Origin of the sequence: Devosia sp. LjRoot16, assembly GCF_964252795.1 — a bacterium.
Classification (GTDB): domain Bacteria; phylum Pseudomonadota; class Alphaproteobacteria; order Rhizobiales; family Devosiaceae; genus Devosia_A.
This window is the reverse complement of record NZ_CAXUPH020000004.1, coordinates 276346-299444: the sequence shown is the minus strand read 5'-3', so window position 1 is coordinate 299444 and position 23099 is coordinate 276346. Positions and strand designations below refer to the sequence as shown.

Sequence of the window (23099 nt, the reverse complement as noted above, 5' to 3'; positions counted from 1 at the left end):
TGGTGCAGTCGTGCGGGCCGACCGGTTTGCCTTGCCGGGGCGGGGGGAGGGGCTAAGCTGCCGCAAGCGAATCCCACAGGGGGCGGACCCGGGTGGAGGCCACACCGGCAATAGCGATTGCACTCGTCGTGCTGCTGCCCTTCGTGGCGGCAGCGCTGGCGCCGCTCGTCCATCGGCTGGTCGGTGACCTTGCCGGCTGGGTGGTGGCGCTGGTGCCGGTGGCGGGGTTCATCGCGCTATGGGGGTTGCTCGGCCGGGTGTCCGACGGCGAGATCATCACCATCGCCTGGCCATGGGCGCCGTCCTGGGGGCTCGAGCTGAGCTTTCTCGTCGACGGTCTGAGCCTCACCTTTGCCCTGACCATTGCCGGCATCGGGGCGTTCATCCTGCTTTATTCGGGCGCCTACCTGAAGGGGCACAAGCAGGGCCGGTTCCTCGGCTTCCTCCTGGCCTTCATGGGGGCGATGCAGGGGCTGGTGCTGGCCGACAACCTCGTCGCGCTCTACCTGTTCTGGGAGCTGACCTCGGTCGCCTCCTTCCTCTTGATCGGCTTCGATCACACCCGGCAGGCGGCGCGGCGCGCTGCGATCCAGGCGCTGCTGGTGACTGGGCTCGGCGGGCTGGCGCTGCTGGCGGCGGGGGTGGCGATCTATGCCATCACCGGCGGCTGGGAGCTGAGCGCCGCAGGCCAGCTCAAGGATAACGTAGCCTATCCGCTGCTGGTCGGGCTGGTGCTGCTCGCCGCCTTCACCAAATCGGCGCAACTGCCGTTCCATTTCTGGCTGCCCAACGCCATGGAGGCGCCGACACCGGTTTCGGCCTACCTCCACTCGGCGACCATGGTGCAGGGCGGCGTGTACCTCGTGGCGCGGATGACCCCGCATCTGGGCGGCGAGGCGATCTGGAACCTGACGCTGATGGCGTTCGGCGGCGCCACGCTGCTCTGGGGCGCGATCGCGGCGCTGCGGCAGACCGACCTCAAGCAGATGCTGGCGCAGACGACGCTCGCCTCACTCGGCTTGCTGATGCTGCTGCTGGGCGCGGGCACCGAGCTCGCGGTGACTGCGGCGGTGCTCTATTTCATCGCCCACGCCCTCTACAAGGCCGGGCTGTTCCTCGTCGCCGGGGCGATCGACCACGGGACCGGCACCCGCGACATCACCATGCTCGGCGGTTTGCGCGATCCGATGACGCTGAGCTTCATCGGCACCATCATGGCCTCGGCCGCGATGTTCGGGCTGCCGCCATTGATCGGCTTCTTCGCCAAGGAAGAAATGTATGCGGCGCTAGCGATCGGACAGTTTGAGTCGCTGCTGGCGCTTGCTGCGCTCGTGCTGGGCAACGCGCTGCTCGGCGCCATCGGGCTGGCGCTGCTGATCAAGCCCTTCATGGGGCAATTGCTGCCGACGCCGATCGAGCCACACGAGGCGCCGGTGGCGATGCTGGCGGGACCGCTAGTCATGGGCGTCCTGGGAATTTTCCTCGGCTTCGTGCCGACACTGGCTGGGCAACTGGCGGTCGCACCGGCGACCTCGGCGATCCTCGGTGTCCCCGTCGAGACGCACCTCAAGTTCGGCGTCGACCTCTTGGGGCCGGCGTTCTGGCTTTCGGTCGCCACCTGGGTGCTGGCCATCGGGCTATTCCTCAGGCTCGATCTGGCACGGTCGCTGTTGCGGCGCACCGCAACGGCGATCGGCTGGAGCTTCGATATCGGCTTCGACTGGGTGTATTTCGGCATCGTGCGTGTCGCCGGGGCAGTGACGCGGCTGCTGCACCACGGGCGGCTGGAACTCTACCTGTTTTTGGTGTTCGTCCTGCTGGTGGTCGCGGCGATCGGGCCGCTCTGGCTGCTGGACGGGCTGCCGCGCGGGCCGCAGACGCTCGATCTCCGGTTCTATGAATGGGGGCTGGTCGGGCTCGCGGTGCTCGGCGTCGTGACCGTCGTCTATGCGCGCAGCCGCCTCTTCGCCATCCTGGCGCTCGGGGTGCAGGGCCTGGCGGTGGCGCTGCTCTACCTGGTGTTCGGCGCGCCGGACCTGAGCTTCACCCAGTTCATGGTCGAAATCCTCAGTGTGGTGATCCTGGCGCTGGTGATGACCCGGCTCGATCTCGATACCGCCGACCGGCGGCCGCTCGAGGATTGGGCCCGTGACGGCGGCGTGGCGCTGCTCGGCGGCGTCGCCGTGACCATGCTGCTCTGGGCGGTGATCGAGGGGCCGTTCGATTTGAGGCTCTCGACCTTTTTCAACGCGCATAGCGTGCCGATCGCGCATGGGCACAATGTCGTCAATGTCATCCTCGTCGACTTCCGCGGGCTGGATACGCTGGGTGAAATCTCCGTGGTGATGACTGCGGGCATCGCCATCCTGGCTTTGATCCGCGGCGCCAGGCGGCAGAAGCCTGTCGAGGTCGCACCGGTCGAGCTCGCGCCGCAGCCGAAGCGCCGCGCGGCGCGGAAGGCGGCGGCATGAACTCGCTGATCTTCCGCACCATCGCACCGCTGCTGGTTGCCGTGATGCTGGTGTTCTCGGTGTTCGTGCTGCTGCGCGGCCACAACGAGCCGGGCGGCGGCTTCATCGGCGGGCTGATCGCTGCATCGGCGCTGACCATCTATGGCATGGCGATGGGTGCCGGTGCGGCGCGCACCGCGTTGCAGCTGCATCCGCTCGCCTATGCCGGGTTCGGCGTGGCGCTCGCGGCACTGGCGGGAGCGCTGTCGATCGTGTTCGACGTGCCGTTCCTCACCGGGCTCTGGACCATCTTCGAGTTCGACGAGGTGGAGGTGGCGATCTCCACCCCGATGGTGTTCGATATCGGCGTCTACTTTGTCGTCTTCGGCACCATCGCCGCAGTGGCGCTGGCGCTCGAGGACGAGGAGGGGGGCGCCTGATGGACCACGTCATCGCCGCGCTCTCCGGTGTCTTCCTCGCCGCCGCGATCTACCTCCTCTTGTCGCGCGCCCTGATCCGCATGCTGCTCGGGCTGGTGTTGCTGGGCAACGCGGTGAACCTCCTGATCCTCGTCGCCGGGCGGCTGGGGCGGATCGTTCCGCCGATTGCGCTCGAGGGGGCCAAGGCGCCACTGGCAGGGGCCGCGAACCCGCTGCCGCAGGCGCTGATCCTCACCGCCATCGTTATCGGCTTTGCGATGTTCGCGTTCCTCCTGGTGCTGGCCTACCGCGCCTACCAGTCGCTCGAGGCCGACGACACCGACCGGATGCGCGTCACCGAGCCGCGCGGCGGCCCGAAACCGCCGATGAGCTACTGATGAGCGGCGCGATGCAGGATTTCGCCACGCATCCGACCGACTGGCTGGTGATTCTGCCGGTGGTGCTGGCGCTGCTCGGCGGCGCCGTGCTGCTGATGCTGCGCGAGGCGCAGTTCTGGCTGGCGCTCAGCATCGTCGCGGTGATCTTCGTCTCGGACATCGCATTGGCGCTCAGGGTGAGCGAGACCGGGCCGGTGGCGATGACCATGGGGCGCTGGCTGCCGCCCTTCGGCATCAGCTTCGTCGCCGATCTGACCAGTGCGGTGTTCGCGCTGGCGGCAGCCGGGGTGACATTGCTGCTGCTGGTTTACCTGCGGATGGACATGCCCGACCGGGCACGGCGCGATGGGGTCTACCCGCTGATCCTCCTGCTGCTTGCTGGTGTCAGCGGCTCGTTCCTCACCGGCGACCTGTTCAACCTCTATGTCTGGTTCGAGGTGATGCTGATCTCGAGCTTCGGGCTGATGGTCCTGGGCGGACGCAACATCCAGCTCGACGGCACGGTGAAATACGGCTTCCTCAATTTCCTCGCCACCAGCTTCTTCCTCGCCGCGCTCGGGCTGCTCTATGGCACGCTGGGGACACTCAACATGGCCGACATCGTTGGCCGTGCCGGGGCAGCCAACCCGGCGGTGCTGGCCTCGATCGCGGCGCTGCTGTTGCTGGCCTTCGGCATGAAGGCGGCGGCGTTTCCGGTGAATGCCTGGTTGCCCGCCAGCTACCACGCACCGCCGCCGGCAATCTCGGCGCTGATGGCGGGACTGCTGACCAAGGTGGGCGTCTACGCCCTGCTGCGCGCCCTGGTGATGCTGCTGCCGGCAAGCCGCGAGGTGCTCGAGCCGGTGCTGGCGCTGGTGGCGATCAGTACGCTGATCCTCGGACCACTCGGGGCGATCGCCGAGACCAATCTCCGGCGGGCGCTCGGCTTCCTGGTGATCGGCGGCATCGGCGCCACCATTGCCGGGGCGGCGCTTGGCAATGCGGCAGGGCTGGCGGGCTCGGCGACTTATGTGCTGCACGCCATGCTGACCATCACCGCGCTCTATCTCGTTGCCGGGCTGCTCGAGGCGATGACCGGCGAGACCGATACGCGTCGAATGGGCGGCATCTATGCGGCGGCCTCGCTGCCCTCGCTGCTGTTCTTCGTCTTGATGCTGGCGGTGGCGGGCGTCCCGCCATTCCTCGGCTTCTGGCCGAAACTGCTGCTGGTGCAGGGCGGCATCGAGGGCTGGGGCTTTGGCCGCGATGGCTGGGGCCTGGCACTGTGGCTCGCGATGCTCGGCAACGCGCTCCTGACCCTGATCGCCGTCAGCCGGCTCTGGGCCCACATCTTCTGGCGCGCCGGGCATGAGGCGGCAACGACCGAGGCCCCGAACCCCGACCTGAAGCCGCTCAGCCCTCAGGTGCGCTGGCTCGGGCTTGGCTCGGCCGGTGTGCTGACGCTCGTCGTGCTGCTGCTTGGGCTGTGGCCGGAGCCGCTGCTTGGCTTCGGCAAGGAGGCTGCGGCCGGGCTGCTTCGGCCGGCCAACTACGTCGTCGCCACCGGCCTCGAGGGAGCCGCGCCATGAGTCTGGTCCTGCTTACCATCGTCCTGGCGCTGGGCTGGGCGGCGGCTACCGGCAGTTTCACGCTGCCCAACCTGCTGCTCGGCGCGGTGGTCGGCGCCGCCTGCCTGTTCGTCGTGCGCCGATACGTGTCACGCCCGAACCTGCTGCCGCGGGCGCTGCGCATAGTGGCGCTCGCGTGGCTGTTCATCACCGAACTGGTGGCGAGCGCGCTGCGGGTGGCGCGGCTGGTGCTGCGGCCCGATCTCAACGCGCATATCCGGCCGGCGATCATCGCGTTTCCACTGAGCGTGACCAGCGACGCCGAGATCACGCTGCTGGCCAACCTGATCACGCTGACGCCGGGAACGCTCAGCGTCGATGTGTCGGAGGATCGGCGCTTGCTCTACATCCACGCTATCCACGTCACCGATCGCGCGGCATTCATCAAACAGATCGCCGCCGGGTTCGAGGCGAAGGTCGCGGGGGCGTTCCGATGAGCGGCGCGGCCGTATTGCAGCTGGCGAGCCAGATCGCGCTCGGGCTGTTGCTGGTCGGCATGCTGCTGGCGGTGATTCGCCTGATCCGCGGCCCCAATCTCGGGGACCGTATCCTGGCGCTCGATATGATCGGCGTGCTCGCTGTGGGCTTTATCGGCGGCGTCGCCGTGCTGACCGGGTTCTCACTCTATATCGACATTGCCATCGCGCTGGCTCTCGTCAGCTTCCTCGCGACCGTGGCGCTGGCCCGTTATCTGATGAGCCGGGCGGCGCGCCGCAGCAGGGAGGCCGAGCAATGATCCTCGAGCTCACACAATACCTTGCCGCCTTGCTGGTGCTTGCCGGCGCGTTGTTCAGCCTGATCGCGGCGATCGGAGTATTGCGACTGCCCGACCTCTACACGCGGCTGCATGCAGCGTCGAAGGCAGGTGCAATTGGAGCCGGTTTGATCCTGCTTGCGGTCGCAGTGGCATCGTTCGACGGCGCCGTGGTGCTGCGTGCTTTGCTGGGGATAGTGTTCCTGCTGCTCTCTACACCAATTGCCGCCCACTTGCTGGCGCGTGCGGCATATCGCTGCGGCGAGGCGCCGACCGCTGCGACGACTGTGGACGATTTGAAGTGAAACACTTTGGCAACTGCACATTATTGCCGCAAATCAAAGGTTATACACATAGACGACAGTTGCTATTGCATTCGCAGTGCAGCGGTTCTATTGAACCAGTCCAGGGCAAGGCTGCCACCTCTTCGCCCTGACATACCGCAGAAAAGGACCCGAAATGACCGATATCATCAGCGGCAATGCCGCGGCTGACAACGATCTCATCGATCTGAGCGCTGACATCGTCTCCGCTTATGTTAGCCACAATGCTCTCAGCGTTACCGACCTGCCCAAGCTGATTGCTGACGTGCATGCTGCCCTCCGGAATCTCCAGTCTCCCGTCGCGGCCGAGCCGGCCGAGGAATTGAAGCCGGCCGTCCCGGTTCGCAAGTCCGTCGCCCCGGACTTCATCATCTGTCTCGAGGACGGCAAGAAGTTCAAGTCGCTGAAGCGGCACCTGCGTACCCACTACAATCTCTCGCCGGAAGAGTACCGCGAGAAGTGGGGCCTGCCGGCCGACTACCCGATGGTTGCTCCGAACTACTCGGCGACCCGCTCGCGCCTCGCCAAGGACAATGGCCTGGGCCGCAAGGCCGCCTGATCGACTCCGATCGATCGACTATCTCGTGGCCGCTCCGCAAGGGGCGGCCACACTGCTTTGTGGACCTGCTTGTGCCAGGATGCCTGCGGGGGGCGGTATAGCTCAGCCGCAGCGGTCGAGCACGCGCTTGATGGCGGCCGAAGAGCCTTTGGCACCAAACGTGTTGCTGTCGAACACTTCGAGCCCGCCCTGCGACTTGCTGCGGACATAGGCGATGCGGATCGTCGCCTTGGCCCCCTGGGCGATGCGCGCCCACTGCCGGGCCACTGGACCACGGACGATCATCGAGGTGCCGTCGCTGTGGATGAGCGGGATCTCCTGCGCAAAGCTGCTGCCGCCGGCAGCCGAAACGCCGGCACCCTCGGCGGGATCCGGGGTGATGGCCAGGTTCATCGAGCTGGCGCCGGCGACCTGCCGATGCGGCGAGCGCACCCAAAAGCCCATCGCCAGGTCGCCGCCGCGGCAGGCGAACTGGAACTGTGCGCTGCCATTGTCGAGATAGGCGATCGGCACGCTGCCATCCTCGTAGGTCCATTCTGCCGCACCGGCCGTCGTCGCCAGAGCCAACACGAGAAAAGCCGAAATCACCCTGAGCATGCACATCCCCGTCAAAGACGGCGGACCGTAGTCGCAGAGCGGCGCCGCTCGCAAGCGATGCCGCGATCAAGGTGTGGAGAGCGGTATCGAACGCGCCGCTACGCCGCCGCCATCTGGCTGTCGCTGAACACCGCATGCTGTGCCGCGTAGGCGCGCTGGAAAGCGGGGCGTGCCTTGCCGCGGGCGACGTAGGCGGTAAGGTTCGGATGCTCGGCCAGCAGGTCCGAGCCCTCGAGCCGGCGCAGTACGCCGACCATCACCAGGTCGCCGGCGCTGAATGCGCCATCGAGCCAGTCAGCATCGCCGAGCCGCCGCGACAGGTCGCTCAGCCGGTCCCGGATGCGCTCGTCGACAGTCGCCAAGTGCTCCCCGTACCAGGGCTTGTCACCTTCGAGATACTCCGCCGCTTCGCGATCGACGATCGGCGGCTCGATGGTGGCGAGCGCGGCGAACATCCAGGTGATGGCGCGGGCCCGCGCCGCGGGGTCATTCGGCAGCAGGCCCTGATGCTGCGCTGCGATGTGGAAGACGATGGCGCCGGACTCGAACAGGGTGACCTCACCATCCTCGTAAGTCGGGATCTGCCCGAACGGCTGCAGCGCACGGTGTGCGGGCTGCTTCATCTCGGCGAATGAAACGAGGCGCACGTCATAGGGCTGGCCAACCTCTTCGAGCGCCCAGCGCACGCGCATGTCGCGCGCCTGTCCCTGGCCGCCATCGGGCGAGGTCGCAAAGGCTGTAATGGTCGGGATCATCGGTCAGCTCCGGTGTTTGCTTCGGCTGGCCAATCCAGCCTTCACTTTTAGTCGAAGCTCCGGAGCGGGATTCGACACGGTTGATGAGTTTTTTGTTTCTATGCGGCGTAGGCGATCCAGCCCCGGAAACTGAGGCCGGCAAAGAACAGGCTGACGTCGTCGAAGCCGGCCTCGCGCAGCATCCCTTCGTCCTCCTCGGGCGAGAGGATGGTCAGCCGGGTGCCGATGGCCTCCCGTGCGGCTTCGAGATGCGCGGGATCGATGCCACGCGGCGCGCCATAGGCCGCATGCCGGGCGATCCATTGCGAGCGCTCCGGCTCGGACTGCGGGAAGCTGATGTGCACCAACGCCAGCGGCGCGCCGGGCTTCAGCCGCCGATGCAGTTGCCGGAGCGTCGCACGCCGTTCGTCGATCGGGATGAAGTGGAAGGTGAGCAGGCTCGTCGCCGCGTCGAACGGACCGGACGGCGCCGCGTCGATCAGCCCCCGGTGCAGCAGCACGCGCGCCCCGTACGGGACGATCGTCTCCTCGGCCAGCGCCAGCATGTCGGGCGATGGGTCGACCCCATCGAACAGCCAGCCCGGCTGGGCTTCGGCCAGCGCCCTGAGTTCGAGGCCGCCGCCCGCGCCATGCACCAGGACTCTGCCAGTGGCGGGAACGTGCTCGGCCAGCAGCATCTCCACCATGCGGTGCAGGCTCGCGAAGCCGGGGACCTGACGCGGCGGGCCGTCCAGATAACCGCGGTGGCGAAGGGGAGTATATGCGCCGCTCATGGTGGCTCCTGATGCGCTCGGCGAGCGTGGACATCGTCTCGCAATATCATGTATCATTTGTTGATACGAAAGATTGAAGCGACGGTCAACCCACTCCGGTTGACAGGGGCGAGTGCAGGTTTCAGGACAGCTGGATGAACAAGGACACGCGACTTTCCGGGGTTTTGCACGTGCTGCTGCATTTGGGGCAGGTGAGCGTTCCGCTGACCTCGGAGGTGCTGGCCACGACCATGGGGACCAACCCCGCCATTTTTCGGCGCACCATGGCCGGGCTGCGCGAAGCCGGGCATGTGCATTCCGGCAAGGGCCATGGTGGCGGCTGGCTGCTGGCGCGGCCGCTGCGCGAGATCACCCTGCTCGACGTCTACCTGGCCCTCGGCCGTCCGACGCTGTTCGCCTTCGGCAACCGCAGCGATAACCCCGGGTGCAAGGTCGAGCAGGCGGTGAACGATGCGCTGGGGGATACGATGGCCGAGGCGGAGGCGTTGTTCGTCGAGCGTTTCGGCGCCATCACCCTCGATCAGTTGATGCCGTCGCGCGCTTCGGCGCTGGCCGTGCACCAGCACGCGCACGACTAGGCTCAACCCGCGTCGGTCAGTACCAGGTGTTCTTCAACGATGCGGAAGCCGGCGCGGGCGAAGGCCTTCGCCATGGGCACGTTGGCAAAGTCGGTGTCGGCGCCAATGGACTCGCCGGGGGCGGCTTCGCTGAGGCGCCACGTCATCTCGGCGAGCAGGTCGTCGACATAGCCGCGGCCGCGCTGCGCCGGGACCACGCCAATGTAGCCGATGGTCGGTTGGCTGTAGTTGCGCGCCGGGACGATCAGGCCGACGAGCTCGCCGGATTTCGTGTGGGCCAGCTGCCACCAGTCGCGCGGCGAGGGGAACCAGTGGAGATCGGCGAGCTGCAGTTCTGCTGCGCGCTCGATGCCGTGGACGGCAACGGCATGACGGTCGTGGGCGTCGAGCGTGCCGACCAGCAATTGCTTGAGCACGGCCAGAGCCTGCGCGTCATCGGCGGGGCGAAACTCCAGCCGCTCGCTGCGCGATGGCAGGCCGTCGCGCTCGGCCGACCAGCGATAGGTGAAGCGCTCGACGAACGGCGTCATCCCGGCGTTCTGCGCGGTCGTGAGGCGAGCCTCACCGGCAGACCGCAACGCCGAGTCGTCGCGCCAGCCGGGCGGCATGAACAGGTGGTAGTCCGGGCGTTTGCCCTCAGCGTTGCGGATCGTCTGGTGGGCGGCGCGCAGCAGCGCAGTGCCCAGCTCAACCTGCTGCGGGCCGGGCTCTGCCTCGAGCCAGTCGAGCGACACCGGACGCTTGTCCTCACGTCCAGCCCAGAAGCAGGCCCGGGCGACGACGACGCCATCGCGAAGCGCCACCCAGGTGTGTTCGGGCCGGTACTGGTTCGAGGCGAGCAGGGCCTCATAGTCGCGCGCCGTCTCCCACATGCCGGGCTGGCGCGCGAATGGGTAGGAGAGAAAGAGCTCGGTCTCGCCGGGCCGTAGCGGGCGAATGATGAGCTCTGGCATCGTGACTTAGGCCGCCGTCAGCGACCGCGCTTCGCTGCGCATCCGGTTGACCATGGCGACGAGGCCGTTGGAGCGCTGCGTGGTGAGGTGCTCGCGCAGCCCGAGTTCGTCGAAGATGGCGATGGCGTCGGTTTCGGCGATCTCGCGGGCGGGGCGGCCGGAATAGAGCGCAATCAGCACGGCGACGAGGCCGCGCACGATCATCGCATCGGATTCGCCGCGGTATTCGAGGTGAGCGCCATTGTGGTTGGAGACCAGCCAGACCTGCGAGGTGCAGCCATGCACCTTGTTCTCAGCGTTCTTCTCGCTCTCGGCGAGCGGCGGCAGCGCCTGCCCAAGCTCGATGATGTAGCGGTAGCGGTCTTCCCAGTCGTCAAGGAAGCTGAGGTTTTCGGCGATCTCGGCAAAGGCGGCAGGATGAGTCATGTCCGATAGATAGGCGATTAGCGGCCGAGATTGAAGCTATGCCGCGGCAAAGAAGTCCGCGAGCGCAGCAGCGGTGGCGGCCGGATGCTCCTCGGGAAAGAAGTGGCCGCCGGGTACCGCCCGGCCTGCCACCTGGTCGGCCCAGCGGCGCCAGATGCCGAGCGGTCCGCCATCGGGCTCGTACCACTCGGCGAGGGCGCCCGATTGGCTCCACAGCGCCAGCAGTGGCGCGCCGATGCGGCGGCCTGCCTGCCGGTCGGCGCGGTCGTGTTCACGGTCGATGCCGGCGGCGGCGCGGTACTCCTCTGCGATCGCGTGGATGTGGTCGGGCGCGCTGAGCGCGGCGATGTAGGCATCGCGGCTGTCGGCGCCGAAACTTGACGGCGGGCTGCCCCAGCCGGAGAGGGCAGCGTCGATGATTGCGGCGGGATCAGCGGCAATGAGGCGTTCGGGGAGTGGCGCCGGCTGGGCGAGCAGCGACCAGGGCCAGAAGACCAGGGCAAAGCGGGCGTCCGCGGTCTCCCAGGTATCGAGCGTCGGGACAATATCGAGGACGGCCAGCCGTTCGATACGGTCGGGATGGTCGAGCGTCATGCGGTAGGCGACGCGGCCGCCGCGGTCGTGTCCGGCGACAGAGAAGGACTGGTAGCCGATGTCGCTCATCGCACTGACCAGCGCGGCCGCCATGGTTCGCTTGCTGTACGGCGCATGGGCTCGGTCGGTCGGCGGGCAGCCGCTCTGGCCATAGCCGGGAAGGTCGGGGCAGATCAGGGTGAAGCGAGCAACTAGCCGCGGAGCGATATCGCGCCACATCAGATGCGTCTCAGGGAAGCCGTGCAGCAGCAGCACCGGCGGACCGGCGCCGAGACGACGCGCGAAGATATCGAATGGAGCGGCGCCGAGGCGGAGCGTCTCGGCCTCTGCGAACAAAGCCATGGCGGCAGAACTCTCAAGCGCCGCCTATGGTTTCCCGCCAACAAAGAGAGAGCCGCAGTGCGGGGCAGCGCACTGCGGCTCGGCCAGGGATCGCTGCTGGAGTAGCGTCGGGGAAGTGGCGCAACCCCTGGCTCAACCCATCCGATCCGGTCGCGGTCGGGGGAGCGGGACCGGGGTGTTCGACGTCATTTGCATGGGTGTGTCGACGGACGGGAGCTTGCTGCCAGCGAGTACCGTGAGCGCGGCCTTGCCGCCGGCGCATTCGAGGGTGCTGCAATCGCTGGCGAGAACCTGAGAAACGATCACCTGCTGGCCCGCCTTGAGGGCCTCAGCCGAGGCATCGCTGGCGGTCTTGCCCAGGTCGAAGTCCTTCGGCGCGATGATGAGGAACATCACCGTCAGCCAGAATGCAGACCTCAACACGAACATCGTCGCCTCTTCCCGTACCGGCAGTCCACCTGCCTTTGTGTGCCGAGAAGGCTAGGCGGGGCGGCTTAAGTCCGGTTTCGAGATTTCGATAAAATTGTAGGCAAATGCCACGGATCGAGTCGGTTGGGTCAGTGGCCGCGAACTCGCCCCATCTCCGATGACATCGAGCTTGGGAGATTCGACAGGTGGTCAAGGCGAAATGCACAGCCCGTTGGAACCCCGCGGTCGGCGCAACGAACTGTTTACGCTAACCCCAGAAAGCCCCTGCGCAACGCCATGGATCGGGTGCGCAACCGCCTCGCGGGCTCTTCCCCTTAAACCCGCATTAGGCGTTCGGGTGGAAGCTCCGGACAACAAGAAAATGGGCGGCGGGGCGGTTGGTTAGAGTTATGCGTAGCCTCTGGACATGGTTGAGCGATGCGATGCGTCGCGCTTGGCGCACCGAGCCGGTGCGGGGCGCGGGTGGGCGTCCTGAAGCCTTGCGCCGACAGGCCATTGCCACCAATGCCAGGCTCATCCTGATCCTCAGCCTGATCGGCATGCCGGCGGCGCTCTATGCGCTGACCCAATCCATGCTGCTCCCCTTTGTCCTCGCGACCATCGGTGTCGCAGCAGGCGTCCTCAGCATCGCGCTCTGCCAGCGCGGCCAGTATGAGCGCGCCGCCGCGGGGCAGGTCTACGCCACGTTGCTCGGCGGCGCACTGCTGACCGTCGCCGATCCCGTGCTCGCCGATTTCGGTCTCGCCGTGGCGGTGCTCGGCCCGGTGCATGCCTCGCTCCTGACCCGCACACCGGTCAAGAAGCGCGCCTGGGCCATCCTCGTCGCCGTGGTGGCGCTGGGGGTGCTGGCGAGTTTCAGCATCTTTGTCTGGCCGGAGCCGTTCCACAGCAGCACGAGGCTGATCGGCGGCCTGGTGTTCACCATCACGGCCGTGATGGTCGCCTACTCAGCCAACCGCCTGAACACCGTGTTCGAGGTCTACGAGAAGGCGCAGATCAACGCTTACCGGCACCTGATCGAGCATGTGCAGGATGCGGTGATGCGCTTTGCCAGCGACGGCACGGTGCTGTTCACCTCGCGCTCGGCGGAAAAGCTGTTCGGCTGCCGCCGCTTCGAGCTCAGCGGCAACGGACTGGTCGAGCGCATCCATGTGATGGATCGGCCGACCTACCTCACCGCCTTTGCCGAGGCCAACCAGGACGGTCGCACGCGCCGCCTCGAGATTCGCATGCGCCGCGATGAGCCGGGCCCGTCGGCCGCCGCGCCGCGCTATGTCTGGGTCGAGGCTTCGCTTTCCCCGGTCGTCGATGCTGATATGCCCAGGACCCGCAACGAGGTCGTCGTGCTGCTGCGCGACGTCACTGAGCGGCATGACTACATGAACGAGCTGCAGCGGGCACGCAAGCTTGCCGAGGAAGCCTCGAGCGCCAAGTCGCGCTTCCTCGCCACCATCGGGCACGAGCTGCGCACCCCGCTCAACGCCATTGTCGGCTTTTCCGAGATGATGACCTCGGGCGTCGTCGGCGAACTCAGCCCGCAGCACAAGGAATATGCCACGCTGATCCAGCAGAGTGGTCATCACCTGATCGACGTGGTGAAGATGCTGCTCGATATGAGCCGGCTGGAAGCGGGCAAGTTTGAACTGACCACCGAGGCGATCGCACCCGAATCGCTGGTCGAACCCTGCCTGAAGATGGTCGACGCCATGGCGCGCGACAAATCGGTGCGGCTGATGACCGATATTCCGCGCAGCCTGCCGATGCTGATCGCCGACGAGCGCGCCTGCCGCCAGATTCTGATCAACCTGTTGTCCAACGCGGTGAAATTCTCCAACGAGCACTCGGTGGTGACTCTCGCCATGAAGCGGCAGGGCCGCCATCTCGCCATCTCGGTGGCCGACCATGGCATCGGCATGGGCGAGGAATCGGTGAGCCGAATCGGCGAGCCCTTCTTCCAGGCACAGGATGGCCTCGCGCGCCGCTACGAGGGCACGGGCCTGGGTCTTTCGATCGTCAAGGGACTGGTCGAGCTGCATGAGGGAACCCTGCATGCCAGCTCGTCTCCGGGAGAGGGGACAGTGATGACTGTTCTGCTGCCGATAAACGGTCCGGAAACCAAGGTGGAGGAAACTGCTGCCGTTACCCCGCTTCATCGGGACCCGGTCCAGCAGCAAATGCCCACCACATGGCACGACGACGAAAGAAAAAGAGCCCTATGACGGCAGCAACTCTTGCGCACCTGCCTTTGCAGGTCGGCAGCGTCGCTATGGCCCACGCGGGTCGCGCGGCGCTCTGGGTCATTGCGCGCTACATGCGCTCCCCCCTCACCAATTCCGCTATCGCCGCTCTGGTGGTGACGTCGGCCATGGCCGGCTCGAACGCGCTCTATGGCCAGCGCCATGAGCATCCGTCCCCGCTGTTCGATGCGGGGATCGAATCGGCCGCGCGGATCGCCGACGTCGAACTGGTGATTCCCAAAACCCGGCCCAAGAGCTTCGTGCTGAGCGCGCCCGCCAAGGTGCAGCGCCAGGTGGTCGCGGCTGCCGCCCCGCTCGACACGCAGGGCGGACCGATCGGCAACAAGGAAGTGTTCGAAGTGCAGCGCAAGCTTGAGCGGCTGCAGCTCTTCACCGGCACGGTCGATGGCTATTACGGCCCGCAGACCGCCCGGGCGCTGAAGAAGTTCGAGGAGCAGCGCGGGCTGAAGCCGACCGGCGAGCTGACGCGCGACATCATCGAGCTGGTGCTGGCCGCGCCGCTGTCGACGCCTGCGCCGCAGCCGGTGGCCCCGGCGCCTGCGCCTGCAGTCGAGCAGAAGCCCGCGGCGGCGGTGACCCTGCCCAAGGTCGAGATCGCACCAGTCGCAGCCGAGCTGCCCAAGGCTGAACAGCTCAGGGCGGAGCAGCCCAAGCCTGAACAACAGAGGACCGACGCGGTGAAGCCGCAGTCGCTGGCGGTGATGGAGCAGCCCAAGCCGCTCGTTGCCGATATTGAGACCGGCTCGATCGCGCCGGCAAAGCAGGCGACCGGCAGCACGCTTTTGGGCCGGCCCGTGCCGAAATCACCTGAGGCAGCGCTCGAGATGGCTGCCGAAACCGCCGGCGACGCCATCAGCACCATCGTCAACGGCGTGCAGTCGATGAGCATGACGACGGCGCCCAAGGTGCTGCCCAGAAAGCCAGTGGCGCAGCAGCAGTTCGCCGCGGAGTCGAACACGCTGAGCACTGCCGAGGCGGCCCCCACCGTGGCCCTCGTGCCCAAGGCAGCGGCGGCGCGAACCGAACTCGCTGCCCTGCCGGACAAGCCGCAGGTCGGCGTGCCCTTGAAGATCGAAGAACCCGCGCCGCCGGCGCCGGGCGAGACGATCGCAGTGCTCGACACCGAAGCGACGCCCGAACAGCTAATGGCGCCGTTCTCGGTGACCGACCCGGTGATCGTCGCCAAGGTGCAGCGCGGGCTGGGGAGCCTCGGGTTCCTCCATGGCCCGGCCGATGGCGTTGCCGGCGAGGCGACCGCCAAGGCGATCCGCAACTTCGAGGTCTACTTCAACTACAAGGTGACCGGCCGGATCTCCCCCGAGCTGCTCGACCTCTTGGTCGACAACGGCGCGGCGATCTAGCACCCCATTGCGCCAGCCGGCCGCTCGCGGTCGGATGGCGTATGGATGGAGGGGTGATTCACACCGAGATCAGGCGACGCTGGCGACCGGGCGAGCGGCTCATGCTGCTCGGGCCAGGGGGCGTCGGCAAGTCGACGCTGGGTCGGGCGCTGGCTGCAACCCTCGGTTGGCCGCTGATCGATCTCGATCTCGAGTTCTGCGAACGGATCGAGGTGATCGGCCCGTTCATCGCCGCGCAGGGCTATGAGCGCTACCGGGCCGAAAATCTCGCGCTGGCCGAGCGGCTGGCGCGCGAGGCAACCCCATTGACCGTCTTCGTCGCATCGTCGGGTTTCCTCGTGGCGGCGCCGGGCACCGAGGATCGCCGCCGTGCCGACCGGCTGGTGGCCACCGGTTATGGCGTCACGCTCCTGCCTTCGCTAGAGGTCAACCTCGCGACCTCGGTCGTGGTGGAGCGGCAGCTGACGCGCGGGTTTGGCTTTGAGCGGCAGAGCGAGGACAGGAAGTTCCGCCAGCGTTTCGCGATCTACCGCGAGACCGGAGACATGCTGATCGCGGCCACGGCCTCGCCGGAACGGATCGCGGCGGCGGTCATCGACGGCTTGGGCCTCACGGCTGCAGCCTAGCCAGGCGCCCGGTTTTCCGGCACAGGTGGCGGATGTTTCGCACTGACCTCTGGGTTTCGGCGTTCGTGCGCCGGCATAACGATATCGGCCACCTCTGCGTGGTGTCGCGCCGCGGCGATCCGATCGCCGGGCAGATCTTCGTCGAGGTCGATCACCTCAACGGCGAGGTGTCGCTCTATACCCCGGCGCCGGCGACCAGCCTTGGCGACAACCCCGAGGACCGGGTGTTCCAGCTGCGCTTCGACCATGTCGAACCGGACAAGGTGCGCGAGCGGATCGAGAGGGAACACGATTTCGACCCCGACCTGTGGGTGGTGTCGCTCGAGCTGCGGAAGGGTGAATTGGGGCTGGAGGTGGCGGGGTAGGGTGCAGTGTCGTCCCTGGGCTATCCCGGAGGCACGGTGTCATCCCCGCGGAAGCGGGGATCTCCGTTTGGGAGCAATCGCAAAACGGAGGTTCCCGCTTTCGCGGGAATGACCCGGTGCGAGTGGCTGCGGCAACTCCGCCGACAGGACTTAGCTCGCTCGCGCCCCGATCCGGGCCAGCGCCTCGATCGCCTGGTCGACCACCGGGTTGCGCTCGCGGGTCTGCGGCGGCGGGATGCGGCGGCGTTCGATCTCGAACGGCTTGTATTCCGGCTTGGTCATGTCGAGCAGGTTCACCTCGCCGCGCCAGGCGCTCATCAGGAACGCCGTGGCGTCGACGCTGACCGTTTCGAACAGCTTTGAAAACTGCGCCAGCGCCTTGGACCGATCCTCGTCGTGCGAGGTGGCGTGGATCAGCACCTTGAGCCCGTCCTGCGCATCGCAGCCGAAGGCGCGCAGCACCACGAACAGCGCCGCCCCGGAGGTGTCGTGGGCGATCTGCCCGCAACGGACCTCGTCGAGCCCGGTGATCTGATGCAGCAGCTTGGTGACTTCCGGCCGGCGGTTCTCGGAGAACAGCTTCATCAGCGCCCGGGTGAGCTCGCCAGTGGCGACCGACAACTGCTCGAGCGTGCGCTTGATCGGCGCGGCAGGGGTCTGGCGCTGGGAAAAGGCGTTGATCACTTTCACCCGATCGGTCTCGCCCAGATCGAAGAAGGCGGGCGCCAGCAAAGCCGCGTCGAAATCCTCGCGCGCGGCAAGCGACCAGGCCACCTGGTGATCCATCTGCGCCGAGCGGGCGAGGGCGCTGAGATAGGGGCCGCGCGGCACGATCGCCGTATTGGTGGCGATGGCGCGATAGACCTTGCGGCTGTTCATCTGGAACAGCCGGCCCAGCACACCGTTGGAGAGATCTGCCCGGCGGGCCAGGGCAGCGCCGAGGGTGACGTCATTCGACGAGATCACCTTGAGCATGGTGCTCTCGGACAGCCTGGGCGCCGAAACCAGGAAATCCGGCAGGTCGTCGCCGAGGTGGCGCACCACCAGTTGCTCGAGCTCGGGAGACAAATCCTCGGAGCGGCCGAGCGTCGCCGCGGCCTTGGCGCGAGCGGCGGGGGCCGCAGCCGGGAACAGGCGCTGGGCGAGCGCCGCAAACTGTTCCATTTCGGCACCGGTCGGCCGCCCCCGGCGCGCAAAGGCATCGCATGCCGCGCACAGCAGCGTGTTCGTTCGATCGACGCCGCCCGTCTCGATGAGGAGCTGGAACGTCTCGTAAGGCTGGAAACCGATCATATTTTGCCCTGAAAGGCCCCAGGATTCGGGCCTCAACCACAGGTCTGACTATTTCAGGGAAATCGTTAGCGAACTGTTAACCTTGACGAACTCTTAATGGCTTTCATCGGGTCCCTGCGTCGTTCCCGATTTGCCGCTGGAAATGGGTCCCCGGCAAATATCGCCCGCCCGCCCGGAGGCAAGGTTGGGAAAGCTGGTTCAACTACCAAAGCGTGGACGCACGAGAACGCGCGCCCAATCGGCGGGCACGGGCGAAGTCCTGCTGTTCACCGGGGTCCGTTATGAGCGGGGCGGGGGCTCCTCTCCAATGCCGGACAAGCCGGTGGGAACAGCCTCGGGCGGCAAGCGCCGCCGTGGCTGATTGCCTGCGACAGGTCGCTCCCCTCCTCCTTGAGGGGAGGGGTTGGGGGTGGGGGTCCATCGGTGATCACCGCACCACCCCCTCCCTCAATCCCTCCCCTCAAGGGGGAGGGAAGCGAGAGCTGCTGCGAGGTATGGTTCGGGCGCTGGGGCTGGCGCTGCTGCTCTGCGCCTCGCCCGCGGGCGCGCATGAGCTCGGCGATTTCGGCCGGGTGAAACCCGGCGTGCTCAATGACAAGATCATTCCCGAAACCGACCGGCTGATGCGGCGGCTGGGCAACCAGCCGGTATCGGATTTCAACATCACCGACCAGGAACGCGAGATGCACGACCGGGTGTACCGGTTCCTCATCGCGCGCCATGCCAGGGATTGGGCCTTCGACTACGAGCAGGTGATCTTCGTTGCCGGCGTGTTCAGCGCGCGACCGGACAAGTTCGACCTCTACTACCGCTGGCTCACCCACGAGCCCTACGCCTCGTCGCGCGTGCGCTTCAACACTATTGCCGACGATGTCGGGGCGGATCTCCTGACGCTGCCGACCACCTTCAAGGCGATCTGCGCGGTGATCGAGATCGACCGGCAGCGTGCCGTCGCCGCTGCCGAGCTCGATGATATCGAGCCGGCGATGCTCAAGCAGGTGCGGCTGCGCAAGGCCGAGAACGACCTCTATGTCGGTCGCTTCGTCGCCGCGCTCGGCTACCGCTACGGTTCCTACAGCTACGCGCTCGACCACTTCCTGGTGGAAACGCCGCACGGTGAGGCGGTGGAAGTCGACGAGCGGCTGAGCCGCCTCGCTATCTGGGTCGACCGCGCCGAGGCGCTGGATTTCTGCGGTGACGGCTGGGACGACAATGGCGCTGGCGCGGGCGCTATCCCCGGCCGGGTGCTGATGGATGCGCCCAGCGAGGGCGAATACCGCAAGTAGCTTGGTTGACCGACTGTAACCCATGAGTTACATATGGCCGAAATCGAGATCCGACAGACCGACGCGTATCGAACCTGGTTCTCCCGACTGCGGGACGAGCGGGCAAAGACCAGGATCAACCTCCGCATCTACCGGCTATCGCTCGGCAATGCCGGTGACGTGCGACCGATCGGCGGCGGTCTGAGCGAACTGCGGATCGACTACGGCCCCGGATAACCGGGTCTACCTGATGAGGCGCGGTGATCTGTACGTCCTGCTGCTGTGCGGTGGCGACAAGGGCAGCCAGGATCGGGATATCCGCCGCGCCCAGGAACTCGCGGCGGCATGGAAAGAAGGATGATCATGGTACTTGCGACGACAAAGTGGGACATCGCCGATCATCTCGATACCGACGAGCGAGCGGCGCTCTTTCTGGAGGCAGCGTTCGAGGACGGCGACCCGGCAGTGATCGCCGCAGCGCTGGGGGACATTGCCCGCGCGCGGGGCATGACGCAGTTGGCGCGGGATACGGGACTGGCGCGTGAGGCGCTCTATCGCGCCCTGAGCCCCGAAGGGCATCCGGAGTTTGCGACGGTACTGAAGGTGGTGCACGCCCTTGGTCTGCGCCTGACCACCGTACCTCTGACCAAGTCGGAGCCGCAGAGCTAGCCTCAGGTAGCGATGGTGCCGCACTTGAGGCCGGCGAGCGCCTTCTCGTAGCGGGCTCGCATTTCCGGGTGCGGCGGGGCGAGGCGGACGACGACGAACAGGTCGTCTTCCTTGGCCTCGACGATCAAGAGGCCCTCCGCGATATCGAGCTTCTGCTCTGCGAGGAGCCGTGTCTGCCCCGGGTTAAAGATGCCGAGGTCGAGCGCGGTGCCGATGCCGTCGCGGTTGGTGGTCGAATAGACCACCGTGCCGGCGCGGCTGTAGACGGCGACCGACCAGAAAGATTGCGGCAGCGTACCGGTGACCGAGGCGGGGCCGTTACGCAGATCGATGCGGCACACCGCATAGGCAAGTTCGGGGTCGAGCCGCAGCGGGTTGGGCTGGCTCGCCGTGGCGGCCGACAGCACGGTGGGGCCCGGGCCGGCGCCGGCGGCAGCGACGTGGTCCCAGGCGGACGTGGCTGAGAGTGCCGGCAGGCTGAGGATCACCGCGATGTGGATGATGCCGCCCAGCACCACGCCGCCAAGCAGCCAGAGCAGGGTGCGGATCATGCGCAGGCCTCGCGGATGATCGAGGGCAGGGCGGCGACATCGGCACCCACGCCCGACAGGCTCGAGGTGTCGTAGAGCGTCAGCACCAGGTCGAAGGCGCCGTCGCCGGTGATTTCGAGCCAGTTCTGCGGGGCCAGGGTTTTCGACACATAGAGCTCGACCGAGCCATCGCCGGCCCGGCTGAGCCGCGCACTGTGGAAATCTGTGGGGCCATCGGCGCGGGTGATCGGCGCGCCATCGCCGGGGGCCACCGGCACCAGGGTCCAGAAGCGGGCGGCGGGTGTCGTGCCGTCGATGCGGTAGCGGCAGGCGCGGTCGAGGCGGCGGTTGTCGCTGTCGGTAGTGGCGATGAACTGGATGCCCTCGCTGGCGCCGAGCTCGAGCGCACCCGAACGGGCGATGAAGGCGCGGGTGTAGGGGTCCGGCGCCGGCACGCCGACATCACGCCAGGCCGACCACGGGCCGATCTCGATGGCGCCGAACAGCCGGCCATCGCTCAGCGCGTACCAGCTGAGGCCGAAGCCGACCAGCAGTGCGACCAGCAGCATGCTGCCGAGGTGAACGAGAAAGCGCAAGGGTTACAGCGCCTTGGCCGGAGCGGGGGAAGTAATGGTGAGCGCCGCCTGGTTGCTGGCGCCGCCCAGCGCGTTGCGCAGGCGCTCGGCAACCTCCAGCAGCTTGTCCGCCGCGCCGGGCTTCAATCCCGGAGGGCGCTCGACGGTCGGGGCGACCGGCTGGCCTTCCTCGGCATTGGCGATGACGAACGGCGCCGGCGCGAAATCCACGCCCTCCACGGGTTTGATCTCGATATTGGTGTGGGCGTAGGCCATGAACTTTTGCCAGGCGGTGGTGGGCAGGGTGCCTCCGGTCAGGTTCTTGGTCGGCCGGTAGTCGTCATTGCCGAACCACACCGCGGCGACATAATTGCCGGTGAAGCCGCAGAACCACGCGTCGCGATATGATGACGTGGTGCCGGTCTTGCCGACCGAGGGTACGCCTTCGATCAGCGCGCGGCGGCCGGTGCCGCTCTCGACCACGGCGCGCATCATCCGGTTCATGTATTTGACCGTCTGCTCGCTGACCACGCGCTCCTGCTGCGGCTCGGAATCCGCGTCATAGATCGGATCGCCCGACAGCGTCGTGATGCGGGTGATGCCATAGGCCGGGGTCTTGTAGCCGTGGTTGGCGAACACTGCATAGGACGAGGCCATGTCGATGACGCTGACCGAGGCGGCGCCCAGCGCCAGCGAGCGGGTCACCGGGAAATCGTTCTGCAGCCCGATCTTGTGGGCGAAGTCGGCGATCGGCTGGCGGCCGGTCTTGATCGACAGGTTCACCGGCACGGTGTTGATCGACTGCTGAAACGCCGAGATCAGGCTGATGCGGCCGACCGAGTTGCCCGAATAGTTGCGCGGGCACCAGTTGCCGATGCACTGGGTGGCGCCCGAGACCACGGTGTCCGGGTCATACTCCGGGATCAGCTCGAAGGCGGTGGCATAGTCGAACAGCTTGAACGCCGAGCCGGGCTGCCGGTTGGGGACGATCGATCGGTTGAACTGGCTCTTGCCGTAATCCATGCCGCCGACCATGGCGCGGATCGGTCCTGTCGGCTCCAGCACCACCATGGCGGCCTGGCTGACATTGAACGCCTCGCCCTGCTCGCGCACCACCGAGGTGACGGCATCCTCGGCATAGGACTGCAGCACCGGATCGATGGTCGAGCGCACGACGAAAGTGTTCGAGGTGCTGCCCGAGGTCTCGATGATCTTCTTGGCTTCCTCGAAGGCGTAATCGAGGAAGTAGTTCGGCGAGTTGGCCTCGGCGGAGCGGTCGATCGGCACGGCCGGGTTGCGGCGCGCCGCGGTGACCTGCCCCTCGGTGAGGAAGCCCGCATCGACGAGGTTCGACAGCACCAGGTTGGCGCGGCCGCGCGCCGCCGCCAGATCGACATGCGGTGCGTACTTGGTCGGCGCCTTGAACAGCCCGGCCAGCATCGCCGCTTCGGCGAGGTTCACGTCGGTGACCTTCTTGCCGAAATAGAACTCGGCTGCCGCCGCGGCGCCGAAATTGCCGCCGCCCATATAGGCGCGGTCGAAATAGAGCTTGAGGATCTCGTCCTTCGTATAGTGCCACTCGAGCCAGACCGACAGGAACGCTTCCTTGATCTTGCGCTCGAGGGTGCGCTCGGACGAGAGGAACAGGTTCTTGGCCAGCTGCTGGGTGATCGAGGAGCCGCCCTGCGTCGAGTTCTCGCCCTGCGCGTTCGACACCAGCGCGCGCAGCGTGCCGACCACGTCGATGCCCCAGTGCTCGTAGAAGCGCCGGTCCTCGGTGGCGAGCGTCGCCTTGATCAGGTAGTCGGGCAGCTTGTCGAGCGGGTAGGAATCGTCGGACCGGATGCCGCGCCGGCCGATCTCGTTGCCGTAGCGATCGAGGAAGGTGACGGCGAAATCCTCGGCCTTGTTGAAGCGGCCGGTGACCGTGGCATCGAACGCCGGCAATGCCAGCGCGGTGACCAGCACCATGCCGATGGCAAGGAAGCTGAAGCCGTCCGAGAGGATCTCGACGAACAAGCGCTTGATGCCGGAAACGCGGAAACGCGAGAAGAAATCCTCGACCCGGGTGTAGCCGCGCCCCAGCGATTGGCCGAACTCATAGAGCGCCGAGTCGAGCCAGGCGTCGGCCGCCAGCATGCGGGTTTTCTTGCGCCGCTTCTCTTTGTGGTAGAACGGATCTTGCACCGAACACTCCGCG

Annotated in this window: 27 protein-coding genes; 16 read left to right on the top strand and 11 right to left on the bottom strand. The window is 66.8% G+C overall.

Going from position 1 to position 23099, the window contains the following annotated elements:
• Positions 1-92: 92 nt before the first annotated feature.
• From mbhE to ACSQ23_RS19380, 8 genes are all read left to right on the top strand, one after another.
• Complete coding sequence (gene mbhE, locus ACSQ23_RS19415; protein WP_436091577.1) at positions 93-2471, top strand: hydrogen gas-evolving membrane-bound hydrogenase subunit E; 2379 nt, start codon at positions 93-95, stop codon at positions 2469-2471.
• The gene (locus tag ACSQ23_RS19410) at positions 2468-2890 is read left to right on the top strand and encodes an MnhB domain-containing protein (protein WP_055885252.1); all 423 of its coding nucleotides are present in this window, start codon (positions 2468-2470) and stop codon (positions 2888-2890) included. The genes mbhE and ACSQ23_RS19410 overlap by 4 nt, the downstream gene beginning before the upstream one ends.
• Positions 2890-3267: a Na+/H+ antiporter subunit C gene (locus ACSQ23_RS19405; RefSeq protein WP_055885255.1), complete on the top strand. Its 378-nt coding sequence runs from the start codon at positions 2890-2892 to the stop codon at positions 3265-3267. Before ACSQ23_RS19410 ends, ACSQ23_RS19405 begins: the two co-directional genes overlap by 1 nt.
• Positions 3267-4835, top strand: a complete 1569-nt coding sequence (locus ACSQ23_RS19400) for a proton-conducting transporter transmembrane domain-containing protein (RefSeq protein WP_436091576.1) — start codon at positions 3267-3269, stop codon at positions 4833-4835. The genes ACSQ23_RS19405 and ACSQ23_RS19400 overlap by 1 nt, the downstream gene beginning before the upstream one ends.
• Positions 4832-5311, top strand: coding sequence for a Na+/H+ antiporter subunit E (locus ACSQ23_RS19395; RefSeq protein WP_055997164.1), 480 nt, complete (start codon positions 4832-4834; stop codon positions 5309-5311). Before ACSQ23_RS19400 ends, ACSQ23_RS19395 begins: the two co-directional genes overlap by 4 nt.
• Positions 5308-5610, top strand: a complete 303-nt coding sequence (locus tag ACSQ23_RS19390) for a monovalent cation/H+ antiporter complex subunit F (protein WP_055997167.1) — start codon at positions 5308-5310, stop codon at positions 5608-5610. The genes ACSQ23_RS19395 and ACSQ23_RS19390 overlap by 4 nt, the downstream gene beginning before the upstream one ends.
• Positions 5607-5933, top strand: coding sequence for a monovalent cation/H(+) antiporter subunit G (gene mnhG, locus ACSQ23_RS19385; RefSeq protein WP_055885267.1), 327 nt, complete (start codon positions 5607-5609; stop codon positions 5931-5933). The genes ACSQ23_RS19390 and mnhG overlap by 4 nt, the downstream gene beginning before the upstream one ends.
• A gap of 154 nt (positions 5934-6087) precedes the next feature.
• The gene (locus ACSQ23_RS19380; RefSeq protein ID WP_055885270.1) at positions 6088-6510 is read left to right on the top strand and encodes a MucR family transcriptional regulator; all 423 of its coding nucleotides are present in this window, start codon (positions 6088-6090) and stop codon (positions 6508-6510) included.
• Between the two features lie 102 nt (positions 6511-6612).
• Here ACSQ23_RS19380 and ACSQ23_RS19375 read toward each other — a convergent pair whose 3' ends face one another.
• The 3 genes from ACSQ23_RS19375 to ACSQ23_RS19365 form a co-directional block, all read right to left on the bottom strand.
• A complete protein-coding gene (locus ACSQ23_RS19375; RefSeq protein ID WP_055997170.1) occupies positions 6613-7107 on the bottom strand; it encodes a hypothetical protein in 495 nt (164 codons plus the stop codon).
• 98 nt (positions 7108-7205) lie between these two features.
• Positions 7206-7862 (bottom strand): glutathione S-transferase family protein, encoded by a 657-nt coding sequence (locus ACSQ23_RS19370; protein ID WP_436091575.1) that lies wholly within the window; start codon positions 7860-7862, stop codon positions 7206-7208.
• Between the two features lie 98 nt (positions 7863-7960).
• Positions 7961-8635: a class I SAM-dependent methyltransferase gene (locus ACSQ23_RS19365; RefSeq protein ID WP_436091574.1), complete on the bottom strand. Its 675-nt coding sequence runs from the start codon at positions 8633-8635 to the stop codon at positions 7961-7963.
• A 134-nt stretch (positions 8636-8769) separates the two neighbouring features.
• On the opposite strand from ACSQ23_RS19365, the gene ACSQ23_RS19360 reads away from it, so the two are divergent.
• Positions 8770-9213, top strand: a complete 444-nt coding sequence (locus ACSQ23_RS19360) for an Rrf2 family transcriptional regulator (protein ID WP_055997181.1) — start codon at positions 8770-8772, stop codon at positions 9211-9213.
• Between the two features lie 2 nt (positions 9214-9215).
• On the opposite strand, the gene ACSQ23_RS19355 is transcribed toward ACSQ23_RS19360, so the two are convergent.
• From ACSQ23_RS19355 to ACSQ23_RS19340, 4 genes are all read right to left on the bottom strand, one after another.
• Complete coding sequence (locus ACSQ23_RS19355) at positions 9216-10166, bottom strand: GNAT family N-acetyltransferase (protein ID WP_436091573.1); 951 nt, start codon at positions 10164-10166, stop codon at positions 9216-9218.
• Between the two features lie 6 nt (positions 10167-10172).
• On the bottom strand, positions 10173-10592 hold the full coding sequence (locus ACSQ23_RS19350; protein ID WP_055997191.1) for a SufE family protein: 420 nt from the start codon (positions 10590-10592) through the stop codon (positions 10173-10175).
• A 36-nt stretch (positions 10593-10628) separates the two neighbouring features.
• On the bottom strand, positions 10629-11528 hold the full coding sequence (locus ACSQ23_RS19345) for an alpha/beta hydrolase (RefSeq protein WP_436091572.1): 900 nt from the start codon (positions 11526-11528) through the stop codon (positions 10629-10631).
• A 132-nt stretch (positions 11529-11660) separates the two neighbouring features.
• Positions 11661-11957, bottom strand: a complete 297-nt coding sequence (locus tag ACSQ23_RS19340; protein WP_436091571.1) for a hypothetical protein — start codon at positions 11955-11957, stop codon at positions 11661-11663.
• A 422-nt stretch (positions 11958-12379) separates the two neighbouring features.
• On the opposite strand from ACSQ23_RS19340, the gene ACSQ23_RS19335 reads away from it, so the two are divergent.
• The 4 genes from ACSQ23_RS19335 to ACSQ23_RS19320 are packed head-to-tail and all read left to right on the top strand — an operon-like array spanning position 12380 to position 16567.
• Positions 12380-14176, top strand: coding sequence for a PAS domain-containing sensor histidine kinase (locus tag ACSQ23_RS19335; RefSeq protein WP_436091570.1), 1797 nt, complete (start codon positions 12380-12382; stop codon positions 14174-14176).
• Positions 14173-15576: a peptidoglycan-binding domain-containing protein gene (locus ACSQ23_RS19330; protein ID WP_162247924.1), complete on the top strand. Its 1404-nt coding sequence runs from the start codon at positions 14173-14175 to the stop codon at positions 15574-15576. The genes ACSQ23_RS19335 and ACSQ23_RS19330 overlap by 4 nt, the downstream gene beginning before the upstream one ends.
• A 53-nt stretch (positions 15577-15629) precedes the next feature.
• Positions 15630-16202 (top strand): shikimate kinase, encoded by a 573-nt coding sequence (locus ACSQ23_RS19325; RefSeq protein WP_436091569.1) that lies wholly within the window; start codon positions 15630-15632, stop codon positions 16200-16202.
• 32 nt (positions 16203-16234) lie between these two features.
• Positions 16235-16567, top strand: coding sequence for a DUF1491 family protein (locus ACSQ23_RS19320; RefSeq protein ID WP_055885299.1), 333 nt, complete (start codon positions 16235-16237; stop codon positions 16565-16567).
• A gap of 150 nt (positions 16568-16717) precedes the next feature.
• Here ACSQ23_RS19320 and ACSQ23_RS19315 read toward each other — a convergent pair whose 3' ends face one another.
• Positions 16718-17860 (bottom strand): DUF2336 domain-containing protein, encoded by a 1143-nt coding sequence (locus tag ACSQ23_RS19315; protein ID WP_055885303.1) that lies wholly within the window; start codon positions 17858-17860, stop codon positions 16718-16720.
• Between the two features lie 494 nt (positions 17861-18354).
• Between ACSQ23_RS19315 and ACSQ23_RS19310 the strand changes: the two genes are divergently transcribed.
• The 3 genes from ACSQ23_RS19310 (at position 18355) to ACSQ23_RS19300 (ending at position 19794) form a co-directional block, all read left to right on the top strand.
• Entirely contained in the window at positions 18355-19146 is a 792-nt protein-coding gene (locus ACSQ23_RS19310; RefSeq protein WP_436091568.1) for a hypothetical protein, read from the top strand.
• A gap of 33 nt (positions 19147-19179) precedes the next feature.
• Positions 19180-19362 carry a type II toxin-antitoxin system RelE/ParE family toxin gene (locus ACSQ23_RS19305; protein WP_436091567.1) on the top strand — a complete coding sequence of 61 codons (183 nt, stop codon included), beginning with the start codon at positions 19180-19182 and terminating at the stop codon, positions 19360-19362.
• A gap of 120 nt (positions 19363-19482) precedes the next feature.
• Complete coding sequence (locus tag ACSQ23_RS19300) at positions 19483-19794, top strand: addiction module antidote protein (RefSeq protein ID WP_436091566.1); 312 nt, start codon at positions 19483-19485, stop codon at positions 19792-19794.
• 2 nt (positions 19795-19796) lie between these two features.
• Here ACSQ23_RS19300 and ACSQ23_RS19295 read toward each other — a convergent pair whose 3' ends face one another.
• From ACSQ23_RS19295 to ACSQ23_RS19285, 3 genes are read right to left on the bottom strand one after another with little or no spacing between them, the layout of a single operon-like run.
• Entirely contained in the window at positions 19797-20345 is a 549-nt protein-coding gene (locus tag ACSQ23_RS19295; protein WP_055885309.1) for a DUF1254 domain-containing protein, read from the bottom strand.
• Positions 20342-20920 carry a DUF1214 domain-containing protein gene (locus ACSQ23_RS19290; RefSeq protein ID WP_055885313.1) on the bottom strand — a complete coding sequence of 193 codons (579 nt, stop codon included), beginning with the start codon at positions 20918-20920 and terminating at the stop codon, positions 20342-20344. Before ACSQ23_RS19290 ends, ACSQ23_RS19295 begins: the two co-directional genes overlap by 4 nt.
• 3 nt (positions 20921-20923) lie before the next feature.
• Positions 20924-23086, bottom strand: coding sequence for a transglycosylase domain-containing protein (locus ACSQ23_RS19285; RefSeq protein ID WP_436091565.1), 2163 nt, complete (start codon positions 23084-23086; stop codon positions 20924-20926).
• Positions 23087-23099 lie beyond the last annotated feature (13 nt).

Bases quoted from the DNA above. Each gene is read 5' to 3' on its own strand.
- ACSQ23_RS19410 (WP_055885252.1), top strand. From the start codon at position 2,468: ATGAACTCGCTGATCTTCCGCACCATCGCACCGCTGCTGGTTGCCGTG.
- ACSQ23_RS19405 (WP_055885255.1), top strand. From the start codon at position 2,890: ATGGACCACGTCATCGCCGCGCTCTCCGGTGTCTTCCTCGCCGCCGCG.
- ACSQ23_RS19400 (WP_436091576.1), top strand. From the start codon at position 3,267: ATGAGCGGCGCGATGCAGGATTTCGCCACGCATCCGACCGACTGGCTG.
- ACSQ23_RS19395 (WP_055997164.1), top strand. From the start codon at position 4,832: ATGAGTCTGGTCCTGCTTACCATCGTCCTGGCGCTGGGCTGGGCGGCG.
- ACSQ23_RS19390 (WP_055997167.1), top strand. From the start codon at position 5,308: ATGAGCGGCGCGGCCGTATTGCAGCTGGCGAGCCAGATCGCGCTCGGG.
- mnhG (WP_055885267.1), top strand. From the start codon at position 5,607: ATGATCCTCGAGCTCACACAATACCTTGCCGCCTTGCTGGTGCTTGCC.
- ACSQ23_RS19380 (WP_055885270.1), top strand. From the start codon at position 6,088: ATGACCGATATCATCAGCGGCAATGCCGCGGCTGACAACGATCTCATC.
- ACSQ23_RS19375 (WP_055997170.1), bottom strand. From the start codon at position 7,107: ATGCTCAGGGTGATTTCGGCTTTTCTCGTGTTGGCTCTGGCGACGACG.
- ACSQ23_RS19370 (WP_436091575.1), bottom strand. From the start codon at position 7,862: ATGATCCCGACCATTACAGCCTTTGCGACCTCGCCCGATGGCGGCCAG.
- ACSQ23_RS19365 (WP_436091574.1), bottom strand. From the start codon at position 8,635: ATGAGCGGCGCATATACTCCCCTTCGCCACCGCGGTTATCTGGACGGC.
- ACSQ23_RS19360 (WP_055997181.1), top strand. From the start codon at position 8,770: ATGAACAAGGACACGCGACTTTCCGGGGTTTTGCACGTGCTGCTGCAT.
- ACSQ23_RS19355 (WP_436091573.1), bottom strand. From the start codon at position 10,166: ATGCCAGAGCTCATCATTCGCCCGCTACGGCCCGGCGAGACCGAGCTC.
- ACSQ23_RS19350 (WP_055997191.1), bottom strand. From the start codon at position 10,592: ATGACTCATCCTGCCGCCTTTGCCGAGATCGCCGAAAACCTCAGCTTC.
- ACSQ23_RS19345 (WP_436091572.1), bottom strand. From the start codon at position 11,528: ATGGCTTTGTTCGCAGAGGCCGAGACGCTCCGCCTCGGCGCCGCTCCA.
- ACSQ23_RS19340 (WP_436091571.1), bottom strand. From the start codon at position 11,957: ATGTTCGTGTTGAGGTCTGCATTCTGGCTGACGGTGATGTTCCTCATC.
- ACSQ23_RS19335 (WP_436091570.1), top strand. From the start codon at position 12,380: ATGCGTCGCGCTTGGCGCACCGAGCCGGTGCGGGGCGCGGGTGGGCGT.
- ACSQ23_RS19330 (WP_162247924.1), top strand. From the start codon at position 14,173: ATGACGGCAGCAACTCTTGCGCACCTGCCTTTGCAGGTCGGCAGCGTC.
- ACSQ23_RS19320 (WP_055885299.1), top strand. From the start codon at position 16,235: ATGTTTCGCACTGACCTCTGGGTTTCGGCGTTCGTGCGCCGGCATAAC.
- ACSQ23_RS19315 (WP_055885303.1), bottom strand. From the start codon at position 17,860: ATGATCGGTTTCCAGCCTTACGAGACGTTCCAGCTCCTCATCGAGACG.
- ACSQ23_RS19310 (WP_436091568.1), top strand. From the start codon at position 18,355: ATGGTTCGGGCGCTGGGGCTGGCGCTGCTGCTCTGCGCCTCGCCCGCG.
- ACSQ23_RS19305 (WP_436091567.1), top strand. From the start codon at position 19,180: ATGGCCGAAATCGAGATCCGACAGACCGACGCGTATCGAACCTGGTTC.
- ACSQ23_RS19300 (WP_436091566.1), top strand. From the start codon at position 19,483: ATGATCATGGTACTTGCGACGACAAAGTGGGACATCGCCGATCATCTC.
- ACSQ23_RS19295 (WP_055885309.1), bottom strand. From the start codon at position 20,345: ATGATCCGCACCCTGCTCTGGCTGCTTGGCGGCGTGGTGCTGGGCGGC.